This window comes from Novosphingobium profundi (assembly GCF_018491765.1).
In the GTDB taxonomy this organism is placed as follows: Bacteria; Pseudomonadota; Alphaproteobacteria; order Sphingomonadales; family Sphingomonadaceae; genus Novosphingobium; species Novosphingobium profundi.
Map to the genome: position 1 here is coordinate 61,059 of NZ_JABWCU010000011.1, position 21,487 is coordinate 82,545.

22 protein-coding genes and 1 tRNA gene are annotated in these 21,487 nt (G+C 65.6%); 16 read left to right on the forward strand and 7 right to left on the reverse strand.

Translation table 11 applies throughout. The annotated features are described in order from the left end of the window. The first annotated feature begins 143 nt into the window (after positions 1-143). The 10 genes from HT136_RS13705 to HT136_RS13750 all read left to right on the forward strand — a co-directional run bounded on the left by HT136_RS13705 (position 144) and on the right by HT136_RS13750 (position 9,546). Positions 144-881, forward strand: coding sequence for a Bax inhibitor-1/YccA family protein (locus HT136_RS13705; protein ID WP_214200361.1), 738 nt, complete (start codon positions 144-146; stop codon positions 879-881). Between the two features lie 169 nt (positions 882-1,050). Next, positions 1,051-1,776 carry a hypothetical protein gene (locus HT136_RS13710; protein ID WP_343222186.1) on the forward strand — a complete coding sequence of 242 codons (726 nt, stop codon included), beginning with the start codon at positions 1,051-1,053 and terminating at the stop codon, positions 1,774-1,776. 148 nt (positions 1,777-1,924) lie between these two features. Beyond that, positions 1,925-2,000, forward strand: a tRNA-Ala gene (locus HT136_RS13715). A gap of 140 nt (positions 2,001-2,140) precedes the next feature. Continuing rightward, the gene (gene obgE, locus HT136_RS13720) at positions 2,141-3,196 is read left to right on the forward strand and encodes a GTPase ObgE (RefSeq protein ID WP_214200363.1); all 1,056 of its coding nucleotides are present in this window, start codon (positions 2,141-2,143) and stop codon (positions 3,194-3,196) included. Between the two features lie 198 nt (positions 3,197-3,394). After that, entirely contained in the window at positions 3,395-4,570 is a 1,176-nt protein-coding gene (locus HT136_RS13725) for a DUF3500 domain-containing protein (protein ID WP_214200364.1), read from the forward strand. 28 nt (positions 4,571-4,598) lie between these two features. After that, entirely contained in the window at positions 4,599-5,816 is a 1,218-nt protein-coding gene (locus HT136_RS13730; RefSeq protein WP_214200365.1) for a HupE/UreJ family protein, read from the forward strand. A gap of 185 nt (positions 5,817-6,001) precedes the next feature. Next, on the forward strand, positions 6,002-7,180 hold the full coding sequence (gene proB / locus HT136_RS13735) for a glutamate 5-kinase (protein WP_214200366.1): 1,179 nt from the start codon (positions 6,002-6,004) through the stop codon (positions 7,178-7,180). Positions 7,181-7,222: 42 nt separating this feature from the next. Continuing rightward, positions 7,223-8,146 carry an NAD-dependent epimerase/dehydratase family protein gene (locus tag HT136_RS13740; protein WP_214200367.1) on the forward strand — a complete coding sequence of 308 codons (924 nt, stop codon included), beginning with the start codon at positions 7,223-7,225 and terminating at the stop codon, positions 8,144-8,146. A 105-nt stretch (positions 8,147-8,251) separates the two neighbouring features. Next, complete coding sequence (locus HT136_RS13745) at positions 8,252-9,280, forward strand: bile acid:sodium symporter family protein (protein ID WP_214200368.1); 1,029 nt, start codon at positions 8,252-8,254, stop codon at positions 9,278-9,280. Positions 9,281-9,345: 65 nt separating this feature from the next. Continuing rightward, positions 9,346-9,546, forward strand: a complete 201-nt coding sequence (locus tag HT136_RS13750; RefSeq protein ID WP_214200369.1) for a hypothetical protein — start codon at positions 9,346-9,348, stop codon at positions 9,544-9,546. A 26-nt stretch (positions 9,547-9,572) separates the two neighbouring features. Here the strand turns inward: HT136_RS13750 and fahA are convergent, their stop codons facing one another. Next, complete coding sequence (gene fahA, locus HT136_RS13755) at positions 9,573-10,886, reverse strand: fumarylacetoacetase (protein WP_214200370.1); 1,314 nt, start codon at positions 10,884-10,886, stop codon at positions 9,573-9,575. Positions 10,887-11,063: 177 nt separating this feature from the next. On the opposite strand from fahA, the gene HT136_RS13760 reads away from it, so the two are divergent. After that, positions 11,064-12,698 (forward strand): DUF1570 domain-containing protein, encoded by a 1,635-nt coding sequence (locus HT136_RS13760; RefSeq protein WP_214200371.1) that lies wholly within the window; start codon positions 11,064-11,066, stop codon positions 12,696-12,698. A 169-nt stretch (positions 12,699-12,867) separates the two neighbouring features. On the opposite strand, the gene HT136_RS13765 is transcribed toward HT136_RS13760, so the two are convergent. Both HT136_RS13765 and HT136_RS13770 read right to left on the reverse strand, forming a co-directional pair. Beyond that, positions 12,868-13,470 (reverse strand): superoxide dismutase, encoded by a 603-nt coding sequence (locus tag HT136_RS13765; protein ID WP_214200372.1) that lies wholly within the window; start codon positions 13,468-13,470, stop codon positions 12,868-12,870. A 267-nt stretch (positions 13,471-13,737) separates the two neighbouring features. Continuing rightward, positions 13,738-14,007, reverse strand: a complete 270-nt coding sequence (locus HT136_RS13770; protein ID WP_214200373.1) for a GlsB/YeaQ/YmgE family stress response membrane protein — start codon at positions 14,005-14,007, stop codon at positions 13,738-13,740. 315 nt (positions 14,008-14,322) lie between these two features. Between HT136_RS13770 and HT136_RS13775 the strand changes: the two genes are divergently transcribed. Continuing rightward, complete coding sequence (locus tag HT136_RS13775; protein ID WP_214200374.1) at positions 14,323-14,811, forward strand: RrF2 family transcriptional regulator; 489 nt, start codon at positions 14,323-14,325, stop codon at positions 14,809-14,811. A gap of 72 nt (positions 14,812-14,883) precedes the next feature. Here HT136_RS13775 and HT136_RS13780 read toward each other — a convergent pair whose 3' ends face one another. Beyond that, the gene (locus tag HT136_RS13780) at positions 14,884-15,414 is read right to left on the reverse strand and encodes a sigma-70 family RNA polymerase sigma factor (RefSeq protein WP_214200375.1); all 531 of its coding nucleotides are present in this window, start codon (positions 15,412-15,414) and stop codon (positions 14,884-14,886) included. Next, entirely contained in the window at positions 15,407-15,592 is a 186-nt protein-coding gene (locus HT136_RS13785; RefSeq protein WP_214200376.1) for a NepR family anti-sigma factor, read from the reverse strand. The genes HT136_RS13780 and HT136_RS13785 overlap by 8 nt, the downstream gene beginning before the upstream one ends. 441 nt (positions 15,593-16,033) lie before the next feature. Here HT136_RS13785 and HT136_RS13790 point away from each other — a divergent pair, with 441 nt between their 5' ends. Beyond that, positions 16,034-17,593 carry a CHASE domain-containing protein gene (locus tag HT136_RS13790; RefSeq protein WP_343222187.1) on the forward strand — a complete coding sequence of 520 codons (1,560 nt, stop codon included), beginning with the start codon at positions 16,034-16,036 and terminating at the stop codon, positions 17,591-17,593. A 201-nt stretch (positions 17,594-17,794) separates the two neighbouring features. Beyond that, positions 17,795-18,205, forward strand: coding sequence for a hypothetical protein (locus tag HT136_RS13795; protein WP_214200378.1), 411 nt, complete (start codon positions 17,795-17,797; stop codon positions 18,203-18,205). Positions 18,206-18,292: 87 nt separating this feature from the next. On the opposite strand, the gene HT136_RS13800 is transcribed toward HT136_RS13795, so the two are convergent. Continuing rightward, on the reverse strand, positions 18,293-19,090 hold the full coding sequence (locus tag HT136_RS13800) for a response regulator (protein ID WP_214200379.1): 798 nt from the start codon (positions 19,088-19,090) through the stop codon (positions 18,293-18,295). A gap of 562 nt (positions 19,091-19,652) precedes the next feature. On the opposite strand from HT136_RS13800, the gene HT136_RS13805 reads away from it, so the two are divergent. Together HT136_RS13805 and HT136_RS13810 are read left to right on the forward strand one after the other, a co-directional pair. Then, entirely contained in the window at positions 19,653-20,288 is a 636-nt protein-coding gene (locus HT136_RS13805) for a sigma-70 family RNA polymerase sigma factor (protein ID WP_214200380.1), read from the forward strand. Positions 20,289-20,348: 60 nt separating this feature from the next. After that, complete coding sequence (locus HT136_RS13810; RefSeq protein WP_214200381.1) at positions 20,349-20,771, forward strand: response regulator; 423 nt, start codon at positions 20,349-20,351, stop codon at positions 20,769-20,771. Positions 20,772-20,985: 214 nt separating this feature from the next. Here the strand turns inward: HT136_RS13810 and HT136_RS13815 are convergent, their stop codons facing one another. Next, positions 20,986-21,468 carry a hemerythrin domain-containing protein gene (locus tag HT136_RS13815; RefSeq protein ID WP_214200382.1) on the reverse strand — a complete coding sequence of 161 codons (483 nt, stop codon included), beginning with the start codon at positions 21,466-21,468 and terminating at the stop codon, positions 20,986-20,988. Positions 21,469-21,487 lie beyond the last annotated feature (19 nt).

Genomic DNA, 21,487 nt, shown 5'->3' on the forward strand with positions numbered 1-21,487 from the left:
CGATAACCCGCGCGGCCCCCGTCGGACACACTATGTTACACGAAAGCGGCTGCGGTTTTTCTTGAAAATCCGAGGCCGCAGGTCGATATTGCACGTGTATCGGGAAACCGCATCATGCGCGTTTCCCAGAATGGGAGTTTAACATGGCAAATTGGAACGACCCCCAGCCCCGTCAGGGCTTCGGTGCGTCTCCGATTGATGGACGCACCGCTGGCCGCGTCACGTACGACGCGGGCCTGCGCAAGTACATGCTGTCGATCTACAACTACATGGCCTCGGGCGTCCTGCTGACCGGCATCGTCGCGATGCTGTTCGCCTCGTCCGGCTTCGCCGTGCAGGTGCTGTCCAGCCCGCTGCGCTGGGTGCTCATGCTGGCCCCGCTGGGCTTCGTCATGGCGTTGAACTTCGGCATCAACAAGATGCAGACCTCGACCGTCAAGATGCTCTACTGGGGCTTCGCGGTGGTGTTCGGCCTCTCGCTCTCGTCGATCTTCCTCGTCTACACTGGCGCTTCGATCGCGACGACGTTCTTCGCGACCGCCGCTTCCTTCGCGGGTCTCAGCCTCTTCGGCTATACCACGAAGAAGGACCTCTCGGGCTTCGGCACGTTCCTGGTGATGGGCCTTGTGGGCATTCTTGTCGCAATGCTGATCAACCTGTTCGTGCAGTCGAGCGTGCTGCAGATGGCGATCTCGATCCTGGGCGTGCTGATTTTCGCGGGCCTCACCGCCTACGACACCCAGAAGCTCAAGGTGCAGTACCAGTACCTGCAGGGCAGCGAGTTCCTTGGCAAGGCGGTCGTGATGGGCGCTCTCACGCTCTATCTCGACTTTATCAACATGTTCCTCTTCCTGCTCAACTTCCTCGGCCAGCGCGACTGATCGCGCCAGGTCCGGGGATCCGGAAGGGGCGTTTTTCCGCCCAAAAGCGGTAAGACGTGGAAAGCATGCGGTGCCCGGTGCGTTTCGTCGCGCCGGGCATTTTCTTTGGCGGGCACAGGCTGTATCAAGGTAGGATACAGGATATGAGTTACTGAGGGTGGTTACGAAGGTGGAAAGCAGGTCTACGGCGCTTCGGCGCGTGCTGTGCGGTCTGGGTGTGGCTGGGCTTGCCGCTCTTGCAGCGTGTGCGCCCAAGCAAGTGGCGGTCGTGGCCCCTCCGCCACCGGTGATCGTCGTTCCGCCCAAGCCGACCCCGCCCAACGGCGCGCAACTCGACATGACCATCCCGCCGGTTGCCGCGGATGGTGAACGCCACACGGTCAACTACGGCATCTCGACACCGCAGGCGGTGTGGAACTTGCGCTCGGCCTTCAACGTCGCCGCGCTCAACTGCACCGAGGCGCAGTACGCGCCGATCCTCGCCGGCTACAAGCGCTTCCTGACCGTTTACGACAAGTCGCTCGACAAGGCGAACGCCGAGATCGACCGCAGCTTCCGCACCGGCCACACCCGCCGTGATGCGATCGTCGCGCGCGAGAGCTACCAGACGCAGGTCTACAATTACTTCTCGCTGCCCCCGGCCGGCACCGGCTTCTGTGAGGCGGCAATGGGCGTGGCGAGCGACCTCGAGACGGTCACTCCCGACCAGTTCGAGACCTGGTCCTACATCGGCCTCGCCAAGATGGAGAAGCCGTTCAAGGACTTCTTCAACGCCTTCGAGAAATACCGTGCCGACCTCGCGGCCTGGGAATCGCAGTTCGGCGGTGGTCTCGTCACCGTGCGCCCGAGCTTCGAGCAGCAGACCGCGCGCGCCCAGGAAACCTACGCGCCCTGAGCGAAGGCCCCGATCCGGCACGGGCGCGTCAGGTACAGGCCAGGGCGGCTTTGCCACGCAAGTGTAAATTGGGGCTTTTCTAAACGCGCGAGCTTCGCTAAGGGAGCGCTCCCGCCACGGTGAAAACGCGGCGGGATGATACTGGAACGGGGCCGTAGCTCAGCTGGGAGAGCGCGTCGTTCGCAATGACGAGGTCAGGGGTTCGATCCCCCTCGGCTCCACCAGTACCACATCGCAGTAAGACGCTCCGGCCTTGACCGGATCGCTGCCCGGTCGCCACGGCCGGGTTTTTTGTTTATGGGCAATAGGCGCAACCGCAGGGCGCTCGCTACGCCCTACTTTGAAACCGCCGGACCCAAAACTCATGCATTTTCTCGATCAGGCCAAGATCTACATCCGTTCCGGAGCCGGTGGCCCGGGCGCGGTCTCGTTCCGCCGGGAGAAGTACATCCAGTACGGCGGTCCCGATGGCGGCAACGGCGGCAAGGGCGGTGACGTGGTGTTCGAGGCCGTTGCCGGGCTCAACACGCTGATCGACTTTCGCTACACCCAGCACTTCAAGGCCAAGCGCGGTGGCCATGGAATGGGCAAGAACCGCAATGGCGCGGCGGCCGACGACCTCGTCATCAAGGTCCCGGTGGGCACGCAGGTGATCTCGGACGAGGACGGCGAGACCGTGCTCGTCGATCTCACCGAGGCGGGCCAGCGCGTGACGCTGATGGAAGGCGGCATGGGCGGGCGCGGCAACGCGAGCTACAAGACCAGCACCAACCGCGCCCCGCGCCAGCACCAGCCCGGCATCCCATCCGAGGAAATGTGGGTCTGGCTGCGCTTGAAGCTGCTTGCCGACGTCGGCCTCGTGGGCATGCCCAACGCGGGCAAGTCGACCTTCATCAACAAGCTGTCGAACACCAAGGCCAAGGTCGGCGCCTATGCCTTCACCACGCTGCGTCCGCAGCTCGGCGTGGTTTACCACAAGGGGCGCGAGTTCGTGCTGGCCGACATTCCGGGCCTCATCGCGGGGGCGGCGGACGGCGCCGGGATCGGCGATCGCTTCCTGGGGCACATCGAGCGCTGCCGCGTGCTGCTGCATCTCATCGACATTTCCGACCAGGACCCGGTCGAGGCGATGCGGGTGGTCGAGGAAGAGCTGGCCGCCTACGCCGACGAACTCGCCGACAAGCCGCGCCTCGTCGCGCTCAACAAGATCGACCTCGTCGACGACGAACTGGCCGCCGAATACGCGCGCGAGCTGCTCAAGGCCGGCGCGCACGAAGTCTTCCCGATCTCGGGCGTGACCGGGGCGGGTCTGCCCGCGCTGCTCGATGCGGCGATCGAGCACCTGCCGGCCGCGACCGTGACCGAACGCCCCGAAGGCGAACGCGAGGAACTCGACGACACCCCCTGGTCGCCGATCTGACCGTTCGGGCGGGGCGCGCCTCGCCGGCCTTTGCCAGCGTTCTTTGCCATTTTGTAGCGATATTGCGACGCGCTTTGGCGCCGCGATGGACGTCTTTGCACCCTTCCTGAAATCCGCCGCCGATTTCGCCTTCCTATCGTTTGCACCGTTCACAACCGGGCGGGGCGCAGCGCTCCCGCCACACAGGAGCGGGTGCTCATGGCGACCAGGGATGACGCAATCGGCTCGACGTGGGGGCAGCGGGGCCTGCTCGGGGTGGCCGGCCTGGCGTTGACCTTGCTGCTGGCCGGGTGCGGCGGGGACGGTGGTTCGTCGAGTTCCACCAGTTCGACATCGACCACCGCGACCACGACGGCCACTTCGACTTCCACCTCGACGAGCAGCACGAGCACGAGTACCAGCACGACCGCAGCGACCGACTGCGTCGACGACAGCGATGCGGGCGCCTACGTCACCTGCCTCGCCACGGCGTTCTACGATTCGCTCGACAGTTCCGGGCAGTCGACCGTGCAGCTTTCGCTGACGCAGACCAACGCGACCGATTATTGGACGAACCTTCCGGTCTCCTCGAGCAACCGCAAGGGCATCTCGCTGTCGGATCTCGACGAGGACCAGTACGCGATCGCCGAGCAGCTCATCAACGCGGCGCTCAGCACGCAGGGGCAGACCACGATGGCCAACTTGCGCAGCGCCGACCAGTACTTGCGCGAGAACGGTGGCGGGACTTCGTACGGCGAGGATATCTACCATATCTCGTTCCTGGGTACGCCTTCGACGAGCAGCGCCTGGATTCTCGAGTTCACCGGTCACCACTACACCTGGTTCTACGCGATCGATTCCTCGGGCACGCCGGTCAGCCTCACCCCCAATTTCGTGGGCGTCGAACCGGTCAGCTACACCTCGAGCGGCTCGACGCTGACCCCGATGGCCTCCGAGCACGACGCGATGCTTGCCGTGCTGAGCTCGCTCAGCACCTCGCAACTGGCCTCGGCCAAGCTTTCGACGTCGGTGAGCGATCTCGTCGTCGGCCCCCAAAACGACGGCAACTATCCCACGACCCAGTCGGGGATCCTCGTTTCGGCGCTCGATTCCGACCAGCAAGCTCTGGTGAAGGCCGCGATCGCGACTTACGCAGGCGATGCCAAGGGCACCGGCCAGTACGACGCCTATGTCGACAGCACGGCGCTCGGCCAGACTTACATCGCCTGGTCGAACTACTCCGATCTTGCGACCAAGGGGGCCTACATGCGCATCGACGGGCCGCGCATCTGGATCGAGTTCTCGGTGCAGAGCGGCGTGGTCTTCTCGGCCAACCACTACCACACGGTGTGGCGCGACAAGACCTATGACTACGGCGGCAATTTCAGCTTCTGAAGACGTGTTCGGCCAGCGGGATCGGGACTTGGAGCGCACCACGAATGGGGCGAGGGCCGAAAGCGCCCACCGTCGGCGACTGCGCCGGCGCCGCCTGATCCATGTCGCGATCCTGTTGCTCGGGCTGGTGCTGCTGTTCCTGGGCAGCGGCAGCGCCCGGGCGCACCCGATGCCCGATTCGACGGTCTCGGTGCGCATGCGCGAGGGGGGCTGGCGGCTGCATCTCAGTGTACCCTTCGACAGGCTCGCGATGGCGCTGATCTCGACCGGGCGCATCGCCGATCCCGGGCCGGGGTTCAGCGACTATCCGGTCCCGCCGCGCGCGGCGATTTCGAAGTACGTCGAGGACGGCATCCACGTCCGAGCGCGCGATGGTCGCGCCTGGGCGGTCAAGGTGGTGGGGATCACGCCGCCCCCCTCGGTGGCGCGGTTCTGGTCCATCGACGTCGACGCGGTCCCTCCGCCAGGCACCGATCCGCGCAAGGCGGTGCTGGTCTACGACGTGGTGATCAGGGACGTGATCCCCGACGTCGCCGTCGTCGCGCTCGACCAGGACTGGCACGGCGGGCTGCTGCCGGGCCATCCGCGTCTGCTCGGGCGGCTGACCGGGGACGACCGGACCGTTACCATCACGGGCGACAGCGGCGGCGAGCTTGCCGCGCTTGGCCAGATGGTCGAGCTGGGTGCCTTCCACATCTTGCAGGGCGCCGACCATCTCGCGTTTCTGGTGACCTTGTTGCTGTCGGTCACGCTCGTCGCCCGGGCGGGGCAATGGCTGCCCCAGCGCAACAACCATACGGTGCTCACCAATACGCTGTGGCGCGTGAGCGCCTTCACGCTGGGGCACACCATTTCGTTGCTGGTCACTTCGCTGGGCCTGCTGCCCGAGGCCGGGCAGGGCATCGAGGTGCTGATCGCGCTTTCGGTCGCGGTCTCGGCGGCCCACGCGATCACGCCGATCTATCCGCGGCGCGAGGCCTGGATCGCGGTGTTCTTCGGGCTCGTCCACGGCATGGCCTTCGCCACCGCGATCCGCGAGCTGGCCTTGTCGACCGGCCAGACGGTGCTGGCGACGCTGGGCTTCAACCTTGGCATCGAACTGGTGCAACTGGGCCTTGTCGCGCTGGTGCTGCCCGCGCTGTTCTGGCTGCGCGGCCGATGCGCCGAGCCCTGGATCCGGCGCGGTCTGGGCATCGTGGCGCTGCTTGCGGCGCTGTGGTGGGTGACCGAGCGCATGTTGGGCTGACCGGGCCGGGGGCAAGGCGCGAGCGGAAAACCCAGGAACAAGGAGGGGGGGCGCTGCGTTCACATCTGCACACGACAGCAAAGGGGGCTCTTTCGTCGACCCGATGCGCTCAGCCGCATGGGTCGCAGGGCCGTTCGCCCCGGGCACCTTTGCACTCTTGCGCAAACCCACTAGAAGCCAAAGACATGCCTATTACCAAACTTGCCGATTTCGCCGACCCTGAACTCAACCCCTGCATCGTGATCAAGGTGGGCTCGTCCCTCCTCGTCGACGACGACGGTGTCCGCACGGTGTGGCTGAACGGCCTCGTGGGGGAAATTTCCGAGGCCCGCCGGCGTGGCCAGAACGTGATCGTGGTTTCCTCGGGTGCGGTCGCGCTGGGTGCGCGCACGCTCGGTTTCGAGAAAGGCGGGCGCGGCTCGCTCGCCGACGCACAGGCCTCCGCCGCCGTCGGCCAGATCGCGCTTTCGGGAATGTGGTCGCAGCTCCTCAACAACCACGGCCTGACCGCCGCGCAGATGCTGGTCACGCTGATGGATCTGGAAGACCGCCGCCGGTATCTCAACGTCACCGCCACGATCGAGCGGCTGCTCGACGCGGGCGTGGTGCCGGTTATCAACGAGAACGATTCGATCACCACGCAGGAGTTGCGCTTCGGCGACAACGACCGTCTTGCTGCGCGCGTCGCGCAAGCCTCGGGCGCGAGCTCGGTGCTCCTGCTCAGTGACATCGACGGCCTTTACGACCGCCACCCCAAGGAGCCCGGCGCGACGCGTCTCGAAGTGGTCAAGGGCATCACCCCCGAGATCAAGGCGATGGCCAGCACCGAATCGAATTCGGGGATGGGCTCGGGCGGCATGGTCTCCAAGCTCCAGGCTGTGGAGATCGCCGCGATCGCGGGGGCGAGCGTCGTGATCGGCAATGGCCATTGCGAACGCCCGGTCGAGCGCATCATGGGGCGCCCCGGTGAACAGGGCATCGGCACGCTGTTCCTGCCCCGCCGCCGGCGCGGCGCCAGCAAGCCGGGCGCGCGCAAGGTCTGGCTCGGCGGCCGGCTGCGCACCAAGGGCAGGATCATCATCGACGACGGCGCGATGAACGCGCTGATCAACGAGGGCGCGAGCCTGCTCGCCAAGGGCGTGATCGAGGTCGAGGGCCTGTTCCGGCGCGGCGATCCGGTCTCGATCGTCAATTCGGACGGCGTGGTGATCGCCAATGGCCTTTCGGAATACGATGCCAAGGTGATCCATTCGATCCGCCGGCTGCATTCGAACGAGCAGCAGGCCGTGCTCGGCTACGCGCCGCGCTCCTCGGTCGTTCATCGCGACCTCATGTCGATCAAGTATGTGCCGCCCGTCGCCTGATCTGCAGGTAACGGACAAGGTCTGAAGGACACCCATTTCCGCATGCACAGCGAAGGCCCCATTGTCGCGCTGACCGGCGCGACCGGCTTTGTCGGCCACAGCGTCCTCGAGGAACTCCTCGCGCAAGGCTACCAGGTGCGCGCGCTGACGCGGCGCGCGCAGCCTGAACGCGCAGGCGTGGTCTGGATCGCGGGCGATCTTTCCGACCGCGCCGCGTTGTCCGAGCTGACGCGCGGCGCGGAGGCGACGATCCATGTCGCGGGCGTGACCAACGCGCCGGACGTGGCCGGCTTCGAGGCCGGCAACGTCACCGGCACGCTCAACCTGATCGAGGCGGCCGTGGCGCACGGCGTCCCGCGCTTCGTGCTGGTCTCCTCGCTTTCGGCGCGCGAGCCCGGGCTGTCGGACTACGGGGCCTCGAAGGCGCGCGCCGAGAAGCTGCTCAAGGCCAGCCCGCTCGACTGGACCATCGTGCGGCCCCCGGCGATCTTCGGGCCGCGCGACAAGGAGATGATGGAGCTGTTTCGCGCGGCGCGCTGGGGTATCGTCCCGGTTCCCGCGCAAGGGCGTGCCTCGATGATCCACGTCGAGGATCTCGCGCGCCTGCTGGTGGCGCTGGTGCCTCCGGGCGAGGCCGTGCTGCGCCAGACGTTCGAACCCGACGATGGCAAGCCGAACGGCTGGGAACATACCGAGTTCGCGTTGGCGATCGGCCAGGCCATGGGGCGTCGGCCCAAGGTGCTGGGTCTTTCGCGCAAGGCGCTCGACAGGGCGGCCGCGGTCGACCATTTCTTGCGTGGCACCAAGGCCAAGATGACGCGCGACCGTGCGGCCTACTTTTCGCATCCCGACTGGGTCGTCACCCCCGGCGCGGGGGTTCCTCCCGCGATCTGGCAGCCGCGCATCGAGACCCGCGAGGGCCTGCGCACCACGGCGGCCTGGTACCGCGAGAACAAGTGGATCTGACGCCGGCGCGGCGGGGCGCAAGGGCAGGGCGTGCCAAGATTTCGTGCGCCTGCGCTCATGCGCCGGGACTGGCGCCGACGCGCGGCAAAAGCTAAGGCGCTTGGCATGCAAAGCCTCGTGAAGCGTCTCAATCTAGATCCCTACATGCTTGCGCTCGTCAGCATGGTCGTGCTGGCCAGCCTGGTCCCGGCCGAGGGTATCTGGGCGGCCATCGCGGACAGGGCGACCGATGTCGCGATCGCGCTGCTGTTCTTCCTCCATGGCGCCAAGCTCTCGCGCGAGGCGGTGCTGGCGGGCGCGAAGGCCTGGAAGCTCCACGCCGCGACGATGGCGGTCACTTTCGGTCTATTCCCGCTGCTGGGCCTCGCCTTGCGCGCGTTTCCGGGAATGGACGCGAACCTGGGGACGGGCCTGCTGTTCCTCACCCTGCTGCCCTCGACGGTCCAGTCCTCGATCGCCTTCACCGCGATCGCGGGGGGCAACGTGGCGGCAGCGGTCTGCGGGGCCTCGTTCTCGAACCTTGCGGGCATCTTCCTGACGCCGCTGATGACCGCGCTGCTGATCACCGGCAAGAGCCAGGCACTCTCGGCCGATCCGGTCATCGCGATCGCTTCGCAGCTGCTCCTGCCATTCCTGGCCGGGCACCTGCTGCGCCCGGTGATCGGTGGCTTCGTCACCCGCCACAAGAAGCTGGTGGGCTATGTCGATCGCGGCTCGATCCTGCTGGTGGTCTACACTGCCTTCGGGGCCGCCGTGCTCGACGGGCTGTGGCACAAGGTCTCGATCGGCGAACTGGCGCTGATCGTGGTCATCGCGCTGGTCCTGCTTTTCGTGGTGATGGTCACCATCGGTTTTCTCGGCCGGGCGCTCGGCTTCTCGCGCGAGGATCGCATCGTCATGCTGTTCTGCGGCTCGAAGAAGAGCCTGGCGAGCGGTGTTCCGCTGGCGGGCGTGCTGTTCCCGCCGGCCCAGGTGGGCGTGATCATCCTGCCGGTGATGTTTTTCCACCAGATCCAGCTCATGGTCTGCGCGGTGCTCGCACGCCGGTTTGCAGCGCAAGGCGAGGCCGCCGGTCGCGCCGAAGCGGCCAGCGCGACACAGGTCGGATCGCAGGGCTCGGACGCGGCGGCCTAAGAACTCGGGATAACCCGGAGACGGCGACTGGACGATGCCCGGGCGCGCGCCCTAATCGCGCCGCCATGAGTATCATTGCCACGATCATGAATTCGACCACCGGTCTTGCCATCCAGAAGATGAAGTTCGAGCGCATGCCCAAGCCCTGGGTGACCTTCCACCTTGCCGATGGCGAACAGGTCACTGCCGACCGCGTCCAGGTCGGCAAGCCGGCGCCGGGCAAGTTCATCACCCCCGTCGAAGTCTGGGTGACTCCAAAGGGCTGAACGCCCGCCCTTTTTCGATTTTCGCGTTACACCAGCGCCGGGGGCATCACGATGCCCCGGCAAGCCCCGAAGCCGATCGCGCGGCGTCCGGGCGCGACGAAGCGCCCGTGGAGTGCGACTTCGTCGCCGTCTTCCAGGAAGGTGCGCGTTTCGCCACCGGGAAGGGCGAGCGGATCGGCGCCGCCCCGCGTAATCTCGAGCAGCGAGCCGCGCGTTCCCGCCTCGGCCCCCGAAATCGTCCCCGTACCCAGAAGGTCGCCACTTTCGAGTGCGCAGCCATTGGCGGTGTGGTGCGCGACCATCTGCCCCAGCGTCCAGTACATTGCGCGCGCCTGCGTGCGGCACAGTTCTAAGGGGGCGGTCCCGGCGCGGCGCATCGCTGCGCTGGCGAGCGTGGCGCGCAGCTCGAGGCCAAGCGCGCCATGGGCCTGGTCGGCCTCGTCGAAGAGGTAGGGGAGCAGGCGCGGGTCGCCCTGGGGGCGCGCCGGCTGGGCAAGGCGGAACGGGGCGAGCGCCTCGCAGGTCACGATCCAGGGCGAGACGGTGGTGAGGAAGCTCTTCGACTGGAAGGGGCCGAGCGGCTGGTACTCCCAGGCCTGGATGTCGCGGGCAGACCAGTCGTTGAGAAGCGTGAGGCCGGCCATGTGGTCGTGCGCCCGGGCGAGCGGGATCGGGCTTCCCAGCGGGTTTCCCCGCGCGATCCACAAGCCCAGTTCCAGTTCGAAGTCGAGCCTGGCGGTGGGTTCGTAGCGCACCGCGCCGGTGGCGGCATCGCGGATCTGCCCGTGCGGGCGAACCAGCGGCGTGTCGCTCGTGCGCACGGTGGAGGCGCGCCCATGGTAGCCGATCGGGATGTGCTTGTAGTTGGGCAGCAGTGGCTGGTCGGGGCGGAACAGCGCGCCCACGCCCTGGGCATGATGGATGCCGACGTAGAAATCGGAATAGTCACCGATCCGCGCGGGCAATTGTGGCCGGGTCTGAGCCATCGGGATCAGCAACCCCTCGATCGCATCGCGATGCGCGGAACCGGCCGCGAGCAGCGCGCTCACCGCGCGGCGCAGCGCCCGGCGTGGCAGGTGGCCGAGCGCGAGGAGCGCATTGAGGCTTTCGCCGCAACCGGCTTCGGCGGCGGCTTGCGCGTCGCCTTCCAGCAAGCCGCTGGCGGCCAGCGCGGCGAGATCGAGCACCATCTCGCCTATCGCGATGGCGCCGCGGCCCGGTCCGCCCAGGTGCGAGACGACCCCGAGCGGCAGGTTCTGGATCGGGAAATCGGCGTGGTCATTGGCGCTTTCTACCCACGACAAGAGCGCCGGATCGTGGGTTTCATCGATGGTCAGCATGCGTTTTCCTCTTCCAGGCGGGCAACCTAGTGTCTGGTGCGCGAATGGAAACAGGCGAATTGCGCGCGAGCGGGGAGAGCGTCGACCACCAGACGGCGCGCGCATTAATTGTGCGCAAGGGCCTCTTGCCTTGAGCTTTTCATTCGGGCTTATTCTCCGGCTAGATGGGGGAATATCATGCGATCGTTTATCTTTGGGGCGGTTCTTGCCGCCGGACTGTGGCCCTGCGCGGTATCGGCGCAGTGGTACAAGGCCTCGAGTGACCACTTCGTCGTTTACGCGCAAGACAGCGAGCGGGACTTGCGCACGTTTGCGGAACGGCTCGAACGCTTCCATTCCGCCATGGCGCTGGTCCTGCATAGAAAGGCGGATGTACCCAGCCCCTCCAACCGCGTCACGATCTTCGTCGTCAGCAGCGAGCGCGAGGTGCGGCGCCTCTACCAGGGCGACAGCAAGTACGTGAACGGCTTCTACGTGCCGCGCGCGGGCAATTCGCTGGCGATCGTGCCCACGATCACCTCGACCGCGAAGGAACCCGACGAATCCATGCTCACCTTGATGCATGAATACGCGCACCACTTCCTGCTTTCGGCACAAGGCTATGCGATCCCGCGCTGGGTAAGCGAGGGCAGCGCCGAGTTCTTCGCCTCGACCACCTTTCTCGCCGACGGCGGACTGCAACTGGGCCGCGCGGCGCAACACCGGGGCGGGGAGCTCTACTTTGCCGCCGAAGTGACGGCGGAACAGCTGCTGGACCCTGAGCTTTACGCGGAGCGCCGTCGCAAGGGCTACGATGCCTTCTATGGCAAGAGCTGGCTGCTTTACCATTACCTCACCTTCAGCGAGGCGCGGGCGGGGCAGCTCGCCACTTACCTGACCCTGCTGACCAAGGGCGTGGGCGAACGTGCCGCCGCGGAACAGGCCTTCGGCGACTTCAAGGTGCTCGACAAGGAACTTGACCGCTATCTCCAGCAGCGCCGGATCCTGTCGTTCCGGCTCGGGGCGGAGCAGCTCAGCGTCGGTTCGCCGGTGATGATCACTCCGCTGAGCGAAGGGGAGGCCGAGAGCCTGCCGCTGCGCATCCAGTCGCAGCGTGGGGTGGACCAGGACCAGGCGAAGGAGGTGGTGAGCGAGGCGCGTGCACTTGCCATGCGGTTCCCCGAGGACGCCTGGGTTCTCTCCGAGCTCGCCGAGGCTGAAAACGACGTGCACGAACGCGATGCGGCGATAGCCGCGGCCGACCGCGCGATCGCGCGCGATCCGGCCAACGTGAATGCCTATCTTCAGAAGGGCTACGCACTGTTCGCCAAGGCGCACGAGGCGTCCGGCAAGGACATGGCCGCCGCTTATGCCGCCGCGCGCAAGCCGTTCGTCGCGCTCAACCGGATCGAGAACGACCATCCGCTGCCGCTCGTCTATTACTACCGCAGTTATGCCGACCAGGGCGTGAAGCCCCCCGAGCTTGCCGTCGATGGCCTCGTGCGCGCGTCCGAGCTGGCGCCGTTCGACCTGGGTCTGCAGATGACGGTGGGAACCACGCTGCTGGCGCTTGGTGAAACCCAGGCGGCGCGCGTGCACCTCCAGCCGGTGGCCTACAACCCGCATGGCGGCTCGATGTCGCGCAGCGCCCAGGCCCTGGTCGACAAGATCAGCAGCGATCCCGGCTGGAAGGGGGAAGACATGGCGCAGGTCCTTGCTCGAGCCCAGGCTTCCGAGGAAGGCGATGGGCCGAGCGAGGCGGGCGACGGCGGAGACGGTGAAGCGACCGGCGGGCAGGGCGCCAGCGGCGGCAAGAAGGCCGCTTCGGACTGAACGAAGGTGGCTGGCCTCTATCGGTGATCCCAATTCGCGGCTGGCCGACGCAAAGAGGGCGTTTCGTCCGGGCTCGCCGGACGAAACGCCCTCTCGTTGATCGATCGCGCCGGCGAACCCGACAGCCCCGCTCAAATCGGGGCTATCAGGCGCCGGTTGGCCGAGTGGCTCAGGCCGGGTAGGTCCAGGCCGTGCCGCGGTCGAAGTTGTCGCTGGCGAACTTCCAGTTGATGAGGTTCTCGAGCACCGCCTTCACGTAGGCCGGGCGCTTGTTCATCTGGTCGATGTAGTAGGCGTGCTCCCAGACGTCGATGGTGAGGAGCGGGTTCACGTCCGAAGTGATCGCGGTGGCCGCATCGTGGGTCGAGATGACCTTGAGCTTGCCCGCGTCGACGACGAGCCAGGCCCAGCCGCTTGCGAAGTGGTTGACCGCTTCGTTGGCGAGCGCTTCGAGCAGCGCGTCCATCGAACCGAAGTCGTTGGTGATGGCAGCGGCGAGGCTTTCGCTGGGCGCGGTCTTCTCGGGGCTCAGCGACATCCAGTAGAAGCCGTGGTTGTAGGTCTGCGCCGCGTTGTTGAACAGCGGGCCCGAAGCCGACTTGGTGATTTCCTCAACTGACTTGCCGGCGTTCTCGGTGCCTTCGATGGCGGCATTGAGCTTGTCGACGTAAGTCTTGTGGTGTGCGCCGTGGTGGATTTCGAGAGTCTTGCTCGAGATGTGCGGTTCAAGGGCGTCCTGGGCGTAGGGCAGCGGCATCAGGGAAATGGTCATGGTCGGTCTTTCCTGTTCTCTCGAGTTTTCTTCGAACGCGTGACGACGAAGCCCCCCGGGGCCCCGTGAAAGCACTGGGCCTATGTCTGTGCTGCATCGCCACAAATCAAGCGTTCAGAAGGCACATTTTTGAAATTTTCGGAGCCGCGCGGGGCCCGGACAGGCGAGGCGCGGGCACGCAAAAAAGGGATGGGGCCCGAGAGGCACCATCCCTTTTGGCAGGGGCTCGACACGGGCTGGACGCCCGTGCCGCCACCCTCTCGCGGCTTAGCGAACCGAACCGCGACGGAAGAGGTTGACGATCGCGAGCAGGACGACCGCACCCAGGAACGACGAGATGAGGCTCATCAGGTCGAACGAACCGCTGGTGATCGGCGCGCCGCCGATAAGCGGGGTGATCAGGAAGCCAGCGATCAAAGCGCCGACGATGCCGACGACGACGTTGAGGAAGATACCCTGCTGCGCATCGGTGCGCATGAGGATCGAAGCGAGCCAGCCAAGAATACCGCCCACGAGAAGGATAAGAAGAAGTGTCATTTTTCCGTCTCCGAATGCCAATGTATTGTCCACTAAACGGCACAGGGCGGGAAAAAGTTCCGGATTTGCACGAAGCGGGGAGCGGGAATATTTTTCCAGTTCTGCGAAACCGGGAGGGGGCGTGCCGCGTTGCCCGACGCCCGCGGAAAAAGTGTGCGCGCGCAACGTGTTCGAGGGGCGTCGGCAGGCGGGGAGGCGGGCAGGCGAGGTTATCCGCTGGCGTTTCGTGCGAATGGCTGCGTGGCCATCTTGACGCTGGCCCGCTCGCAAGGCCAAGGATGCCTCCGCTTCCTTTTCGCGCGGAGTCGCATCGTCATGCTGGCGCAGAAAACCCGCTATGCCATTCGTGCCATGCAGCACCTTGCCGATCGCTACGGCGAGGGGCCGATCCAGCTGGCAGAGATCGCGGCGGCGCAGAACATCCCGGCCAAGTTCCTGACGGTGATTCTCTCCGAACTGACGCGCGCCGGACTGGTTGATTCGCAGCGCGGCAAGGATGGCGGCTACTGGCTGGCGATCGCCCCGCTCGACATCACTTACGGCGATCTCATCCGGCATATGCGCGGCTCGCTCGCACTGGTGCCCTGCGCGAGCCGATACGCCCACGAGACCTGCAAGAATTGCGTGGCCGAGGCCGATTGCCGGTTGCGCGCGCTGATGCTCCAGACGCGCGATGCGATGGCCGACCTGCTCGACGGCATCCGTCTTTCGGACGCCATCGAGCTGGCCCCGTCCGCCGAAGTGGCACTGGACGAGGGCGTCACGACGCACGACGCGATGGTTGCCTCCAATCCCGCCGGCTAGCTCGGCTTGGCAGGGCGCGGGAAGGGCAAGCGCCCTTCCGCTCCCTTTCCCGCTCCTTGGCCAAAGTCCGGATCAGCGAACCGCCGTGATCTCTGGCTCGTCGGCCAGCATGCGCGTCAGGTCCCCACGTGCGCGGGCAACGCGGCTCTTCATGGTGCCGATCGGGCAGCCGGCGATATCGGCAGCTTCCTCGTAGCTGAAGCCCGAGGCGCCCACCAGCAGCACCGCCTCGCGGCGCTCTGGCGCCAGTTTCTGGAGCGCGGCTTCCATGTCGCCCAAGTGCAGGGGAGCCTCCTGGTCGGCGTCCATTACCAGCATGCGCTCCATGTCGGCGTCCTCGACGTCGGTCTGTCGCCGCGACTTGCGCAGTTCGGACAAGTAATGATTGCGCAGGATCGCGAAGGTCCAGGCACGCATGTTGGTGCCCTGCTGATAGCGTTCGCGGGCGGTCCACGCCTTGACAGCGGTTTCCTGAACGAGGTCGTCGGCGAAATCGTGGCGGCCGCAAAGGCCACGGGCAAATGCGCGCAGATGCGGCAATACGCCCATGAGTTCGCGGCGGAAGCCTTCGTCGCCCGAGCTGGGGGTGATCCGCTCAGGCATCGCCGGTGTCGTCCAGCTTCTTCAGGAGGTCCTGGAAGCTGTCCGGCAGCGGCTCGTCCACCACGGAGTTATACAGCTTCCTGAGACCGCCGGCCCAGCCGGGCTCGCCATCGCGGCGGACCTCCGGCGGGAGACCCGGCGTCGTGCCGGGTTGGCCATTTGACTTGGGCTGGTCCAAAGCTGACTCCTTGCTCGATTGCTCCTTGCGGTTCCCAGACGCCGGGGTCAAGCGCGGCGTCGCATCTTGCGTCTGGCCTTGCGTCATGCGCACTTCTGGAAACCGGCAGGGTATTCAACAGCGGACTACCGGGCCCGCGACGCCGATCTTCGGGCGCGCCGCGTGGCGGGCGGCAGTTTTGCCATCTGCCCAAGGAACCATCGATCATGGTGATGGTTCCCGTAATGAGAATGCATGCCCAGTACCGACTTAAATTTAATGGGCGATTTGTGGTTAGCCCTGTGCCATGGCACAGACTTGCAAGGCCGTGGAATCAAACCGACGCGGCCGGTGGGGGTATGAACGGTGGTTGACCAGCCTTTGCTGGACAGGGTCGAGAAGCAGGCTTGGTTCCACAAGTACCCGCGCGGTTGGCCTTTCCTGCTATTCATCATTGCGAGCGTGACCACCGCCGTATCGGTCATGGCGATCGAGCGCGCGGACCGCGAAACGCGGCGCCTCGCGCTCGAGAACAGCATGACCGAACTGTCCTCGGCGCTGCAGCGCCGCTCCACCGAGACGATCGCGCTGTTGCGTGCGGGCAGCGCGCTCTTCGCGTCCCAGGACGAGGTGACCAGCGAGCAGTTCGGCGAGTTCGTCGGCGACATGCAGCATGAAGGCGATCTCTACGGATCGCTCGGGATCGGCTGGGCGCCGCTCTTGAAAAGCGGGGACATCAGCAAGCTCGAAGTCGCCCAGGCCGATCTCGGGCGCGTCGACTTCCTGGTCCGTCCGCGTCCCGAACCGGATCGCGAATACAGCACGCCGATCGTCTACTTGCGCCCGATGAGCGCTCTCAACCAGCGCGCGATCGGCTTTGACATGTTCTCCGATCCAGTGCGGCGAAAGGCCATGCAGACCGCGATGAAGCTGGGCAAGCCGGTCGCCTCGGGAAGAGTGCACCTTGTTCAGGACAACGATCGCCCGGACGCTGCGGGTTTCCTGATCTACATGCCGGTGCTGGTCGACAGCTGGGGCGGCAAGCGCGTCAAGGGCTTCATTTACAGCCCTTTCCAGGCCGAGGCCTTCCTCAATTCGGCGAGCGAACTGTTCTCCAGTTCGCGTCTCGAACTCGAAATCTACGACAGTGCGGTTGCGCCCGAGAACCTGATTGCCGCGCACCGCGTCAGCGGGATGAACGGGCCGATGCTGCAGCGCACGGTCGAAATCGCCGGGCACGCCTGGATCCTGCAAGTGCGCGACAAGAAGGCCGGGTTGCTCTCGCCACTCTCGCGCATCACGCTGTTCTTCGGGGCGATCGCCTCGCTGATGGTCATGGCGATTGGCCGGCTCATCACCAAGCGGGCCGCCGAGGACCGGCGCGTGCTCGAATGGTTGCGCAGCCAGGCCTCGATCCGCGATTCGCTGACCCGGGAGCTCAACCATCGGGTCAAGAACACGCTCGCCAACGTGCTTTCGATCGCGGCCCTGACACGGCGGCGCTCGAAGGACATCGACGATTTTACCGACAGCCTGACCGCACGGATCCGGGCGCTTTCGGCGACCCACGACCTTCTCTCGCAGTCGGACTGGGGCTATGCCGCACTTGGCGATGTCGTGCGCTCCGAACTGGCGCCCTACATGGAAGGCAGCGAGAGCCATGTCATGATGGCCGGACCGGACATCAAGCTGGCGCCCAACGATGCCATGTCGCTCGGCCTTGCAATTCACGAGCTGGCCACGAACGCGGCCAAGTATGGCGCGCTCAGTTCGCCCGAAGGGCGCATCCACGTCAACTGGGCGCTCGTGTCCCACGATCTCGCGACGATCGAGTGGCGCGAGGAGGGAGGGCCGCCTGTGGCCGTGCCAGTGAAACGCGGTTTCGGACGTGACCTCATCGAGAAGATCGTCGCGCATGAATTGAAGTCCGAAGTCGACTTGCGCTTCCCGCCAGAAGGCGTGCGCTGCGAGCTCAAGGTGCCCGTGCGCATGAACCGCGATTTCGTGCTTCGCAGCCAATAGGCCGTGCGCCGTGGCGCCAGTACCTCGCGCCGCACCTCATCTGGATGGATCGCGTCGGGAAAGTGGGGACAAGCCGGTTGAAATCAGGCCATGCAAACGATTGCTAGGGATTTTACCGGGGATTGCATTCGCGAAGGGGTAATGCTGCATCGCAATGTGTGGGCCTGGAAACGGGGCGACACGACGCACAAGGACGCAGTAGTGATGGGTTGCAAGGTGACGATCAGCGAGTGGCTGGCGCAAGTCGACGAATTGGGAATGGCCGCGACACAGGCCGAGCCGGACCAGCAGGACGCCTACATCTTCGCGATGGGCCGCATGCTGAGCCATTGCCCCGGCGATTTCGCCCATGCGCGGCTTAGTGATAGCCAGGACGAGCGGATTTGCGCCTTCGTGGGCAAGGGGGCTTACGCCGACGCGGCGCTTGCCCTGCTGCCCGCCCGATCGGGCCTGATGACCTCGTGCGTCGGGCAGCTCATGGCCTGTGCGAGCGTGCGGCTCGAGGGGCAGGTGGGCGAAACTACCGCGACCGGACAGACGTTCGCGCTGGCGATCGTCTCGGCGCTGGCGCTGTCCTTTCTGGACGCGTACGCCGCCTTCGCCCTCGTGTGAGCGGACTCCGGGCAGAAACGAAAAAAAGGCCGCTCCCGCAATGGGGCGGCCTTTTTGCCAGCTTGCGACCTCGCAAGTCCGAAGCGTTCAGCCCAGCGGCTTGCTCGATCCGAAGAACAGCGCCTGGCTGATCGCGGCGCGTACGGTGCCTTCCTTGAACGGCTTGGTGACGAGATAGGTCGGCTCCGGACGCTCGCCGGTCAGCAGGCGTTCGGGATAGGCGGTGATGAAGATCACCGGCACGTCACCGAACTTCAGGAGGTCCTCCACCGCGTCGATCCCCGAACTGCCGTCGGCGAGCTGGATGTCGGCGAGGACGAGGCCTGCCGGTTCACGTTCGAAGAGGTCGAGCGCCTGGCTGCGCGTCGCCGCGGTGCCGACGACCGTGTGGCCGAGGTCGGAGACGAGACTTTCGAGCTGCATCGAGATGAGTGGTTCATCCTCGATGATGAGGACGCGCGTGGCGCTCTCGCCCTCGATTTCCGCGATCGCGTGGGCGATCAGGGCGTCGACGGCTTCGGGCGTGACGTCGAGGATGGTCGCGGTGTCCTCGCGGCTGAATTCCTCCACAGTGGAGAGCAGCAGCGCTTGGCGGTGGGTGGGCGCGACGCTTGAGAGGCGGGCCTGCGCGGCCTGTTCGTGGCGGTTCTCGGCGATGGCGGAGCCGAGTTCACCTTCGATATGCCCGGTCGTCCAGATACGGGTAAAGGCGGCGTAGAGCGCAGCGCGGCTGGCCGCGATCGTCGCGCGCAGTTCGGCGTCGGCGAGGGCAGCCTCGAGCGTCGCCCGCACATAGGCGTCGCCCGATTGCTGCGAACCGGTAAGGGCGCGCGCATAGCGGCGAAGATAGGGAAGCTGCAGGGCGATCTGGTCTGAGACGGACATCCGGGTTCCTCGTCCTTGAATTCTTTTACAAAAGTGCCTGATTTGCGGCGTGCGGCCGTTGAAGATGCGAGGGTCCGGTGCGGTGTGATCAAAAGCGCGGGCCCGCGGATCTCCGGCCAGCGGAGGCTGGACAGGACTTGGTTACGGTCTGGCGCGGAGCCGGTTCGAGAGCAACATCAAAATTTTTCCTTCAAGGGCCGCTTGCGGGGAACCGTTCCCCACCTTCGGCGTTACGCTTGTGTTGCCACCGGAGACCACCCCCTCATCCCCCCGCAATCCGGCGGCAACCCGATCCCAAGAGGCCTTCGTTCACGTCAGTGAACGGAGGCCTCAAAGTTTCAGCTTCGGTAATGTTCCCCAGGAACGCAGAAAAAAATGATGCGGCCCGCGCTTCGCCAGGTGCGCTGCAATCGTCGCCATGTTGGGCGCATGCGTTCGTGGCAGTTCGTCGCGTCGAGTGCTCGCCTCGCCGCGCAGTAAGGTTAATTCGAGGATTTGCGGGAACCTTTTCAAATGGTTTCACGTTTGGGGGGCAACGGAATTCAACGGAGGGTTTGTCCAGATGACCGCAACAGCTAGCGAAACCGGCGAGACGACTGCGCTTTCCGATGGGGAGTTCAAGCGCGCGCTGGCCGATGTCGCTCCGCACCTGCGTGCCTTTGCGCGCGGGCTTTGCGGTTGCCGCGACCGGGCCGACGATCTCGCCCAGGAGGCCATGCTGCGGGCCTGGGCTGCGCGCGAGCGCTACGCCGCCGGTACCAATTTCAAGGCCTGGACCTTTACGATCCTGCGCAACCATTTCTACAGCGAGGCGCGCCGCGCGCGCTTCCACGGCGAGTATGACGAACTGACCGCCGAACGCATCCTGCGCACCGACGCTTCGCAGGAAAGTGCGGTCGAACTGGCCGACGTGCTGCGCGCCCTCGGCGCTATTCCCGCCAACTACCGCGAGGCGCTGATCCTCGTTGCGGCGGGCAACCTCTCCTACGAGGAAATCGCCGAGATTTGCGGTATCGCGCTGGGCACGGTGAAGAGCCGGATCTGCCGTGCGCGCGCAATGCTCTCCAAGATCATCGAGTCGGGCCAGCTGCCGGATTCGCGTCACGAATTCGTGCTGACCGGCGAAGCGATCGACGCCTTCTTCGCCGAGCTCGGCAAGGTATCCAACATTGACGAATTGCGCCGCATCGCGGCCTGATCGGGCTTCGGGCGCTCGCTGCAAGGAGCGCCCGGAAACTAGACGGGCAAACATCGATCCATGGCCCAAGCTGCCAAAATCCTGATCGTCGAAGACGAATTCCTCCTCGCCTTGCAGCTGGAGGATATTCTCATGGACGGCGGGCATGCGGTCGTGGGAACGTTGAGTGACCGCGCGGCCCTCGGGTCGCTGGCCGAGAGCGCGGTCCGCCCCGACGTGGCGCTCGTCGACCTCAACTTGCGCGATGGACTTACCGGCCCCGAGGTCGCACGTGACTTGTGCGACCGGTTCGGCGTCCACGTGATCTACGTGACGGCTAATCCCGGACAAATCGGTACGCCGGCGTCGCGGGCGGTTGGGGTGGTCCAGAAGCCCTTCAACCGCGAGGCGATCCTTGCTGCGATCCATTATGTGCTCGAAGGGTGTCCTGAAGGCACCCGGCCGCAGGCTCTCGAAAGCTTCGTGACCGCGACACCGCGCTAAGTCGGTTTTCCAATCTCCCGCAGACAAGCAAGGCGCCATCTCTTGGCCGGGAGGGCGCCTTTTTTCATGCGTGAAAACCTCGTCGCCGTGGTTTCGACGGGCGGAAAAAAGGCCCCTTTCACGAAGAAAGAGGCCTTTCCTATGGGCGACCCTGTTGTGCGGGGGGTGTCGCGGGCCGCTCTCTCCCAACTGTTTTCAGAGCGAAGCGAAGGGCTCAGTCGCGGCTGTCGCCGGGACCTTCCTCTTCGGCAAGTTCCAGCTCGCGCGGCTTGCGCTTCTCGAAGACCTTGGCGATCTTCGCCTCGGTTTCCTTCGAGAGCTCCTTGGCCGCGGCCGGGAACATGTCCTCTTCCTCTTCGTCGATATGGTGCAGGTAGCGGTGGCGCATGTCCTTGAAGGTCGTCAGCCAGGCGCTCGAGCTCATCTCGGTCTCGGCCAGCTGCGCGAGGAAATCGTCGATTTCCTTGTGCTCGGACACCGAATGGCGCGCATCGTCGCGCAAGTCCGGGTCGGCGAGCATGGTGGCGTAGAGCGATTCCTCTTCCGCCGCGGCATGGGCCTGGAGTTCGACGCGCAGGGCCTCGAAGAGCGTGCGACGCTCCTCGCTGTCGCCCTGGGTCTCGCCAAGCTTGGCAAGCAAGTCGCGGTGGCGGTCGTGGTCCGCCTTCAGGTGCTTGAAGATAGTTGCCTCAGCCAAGAGACGTCCTCCTATCCAA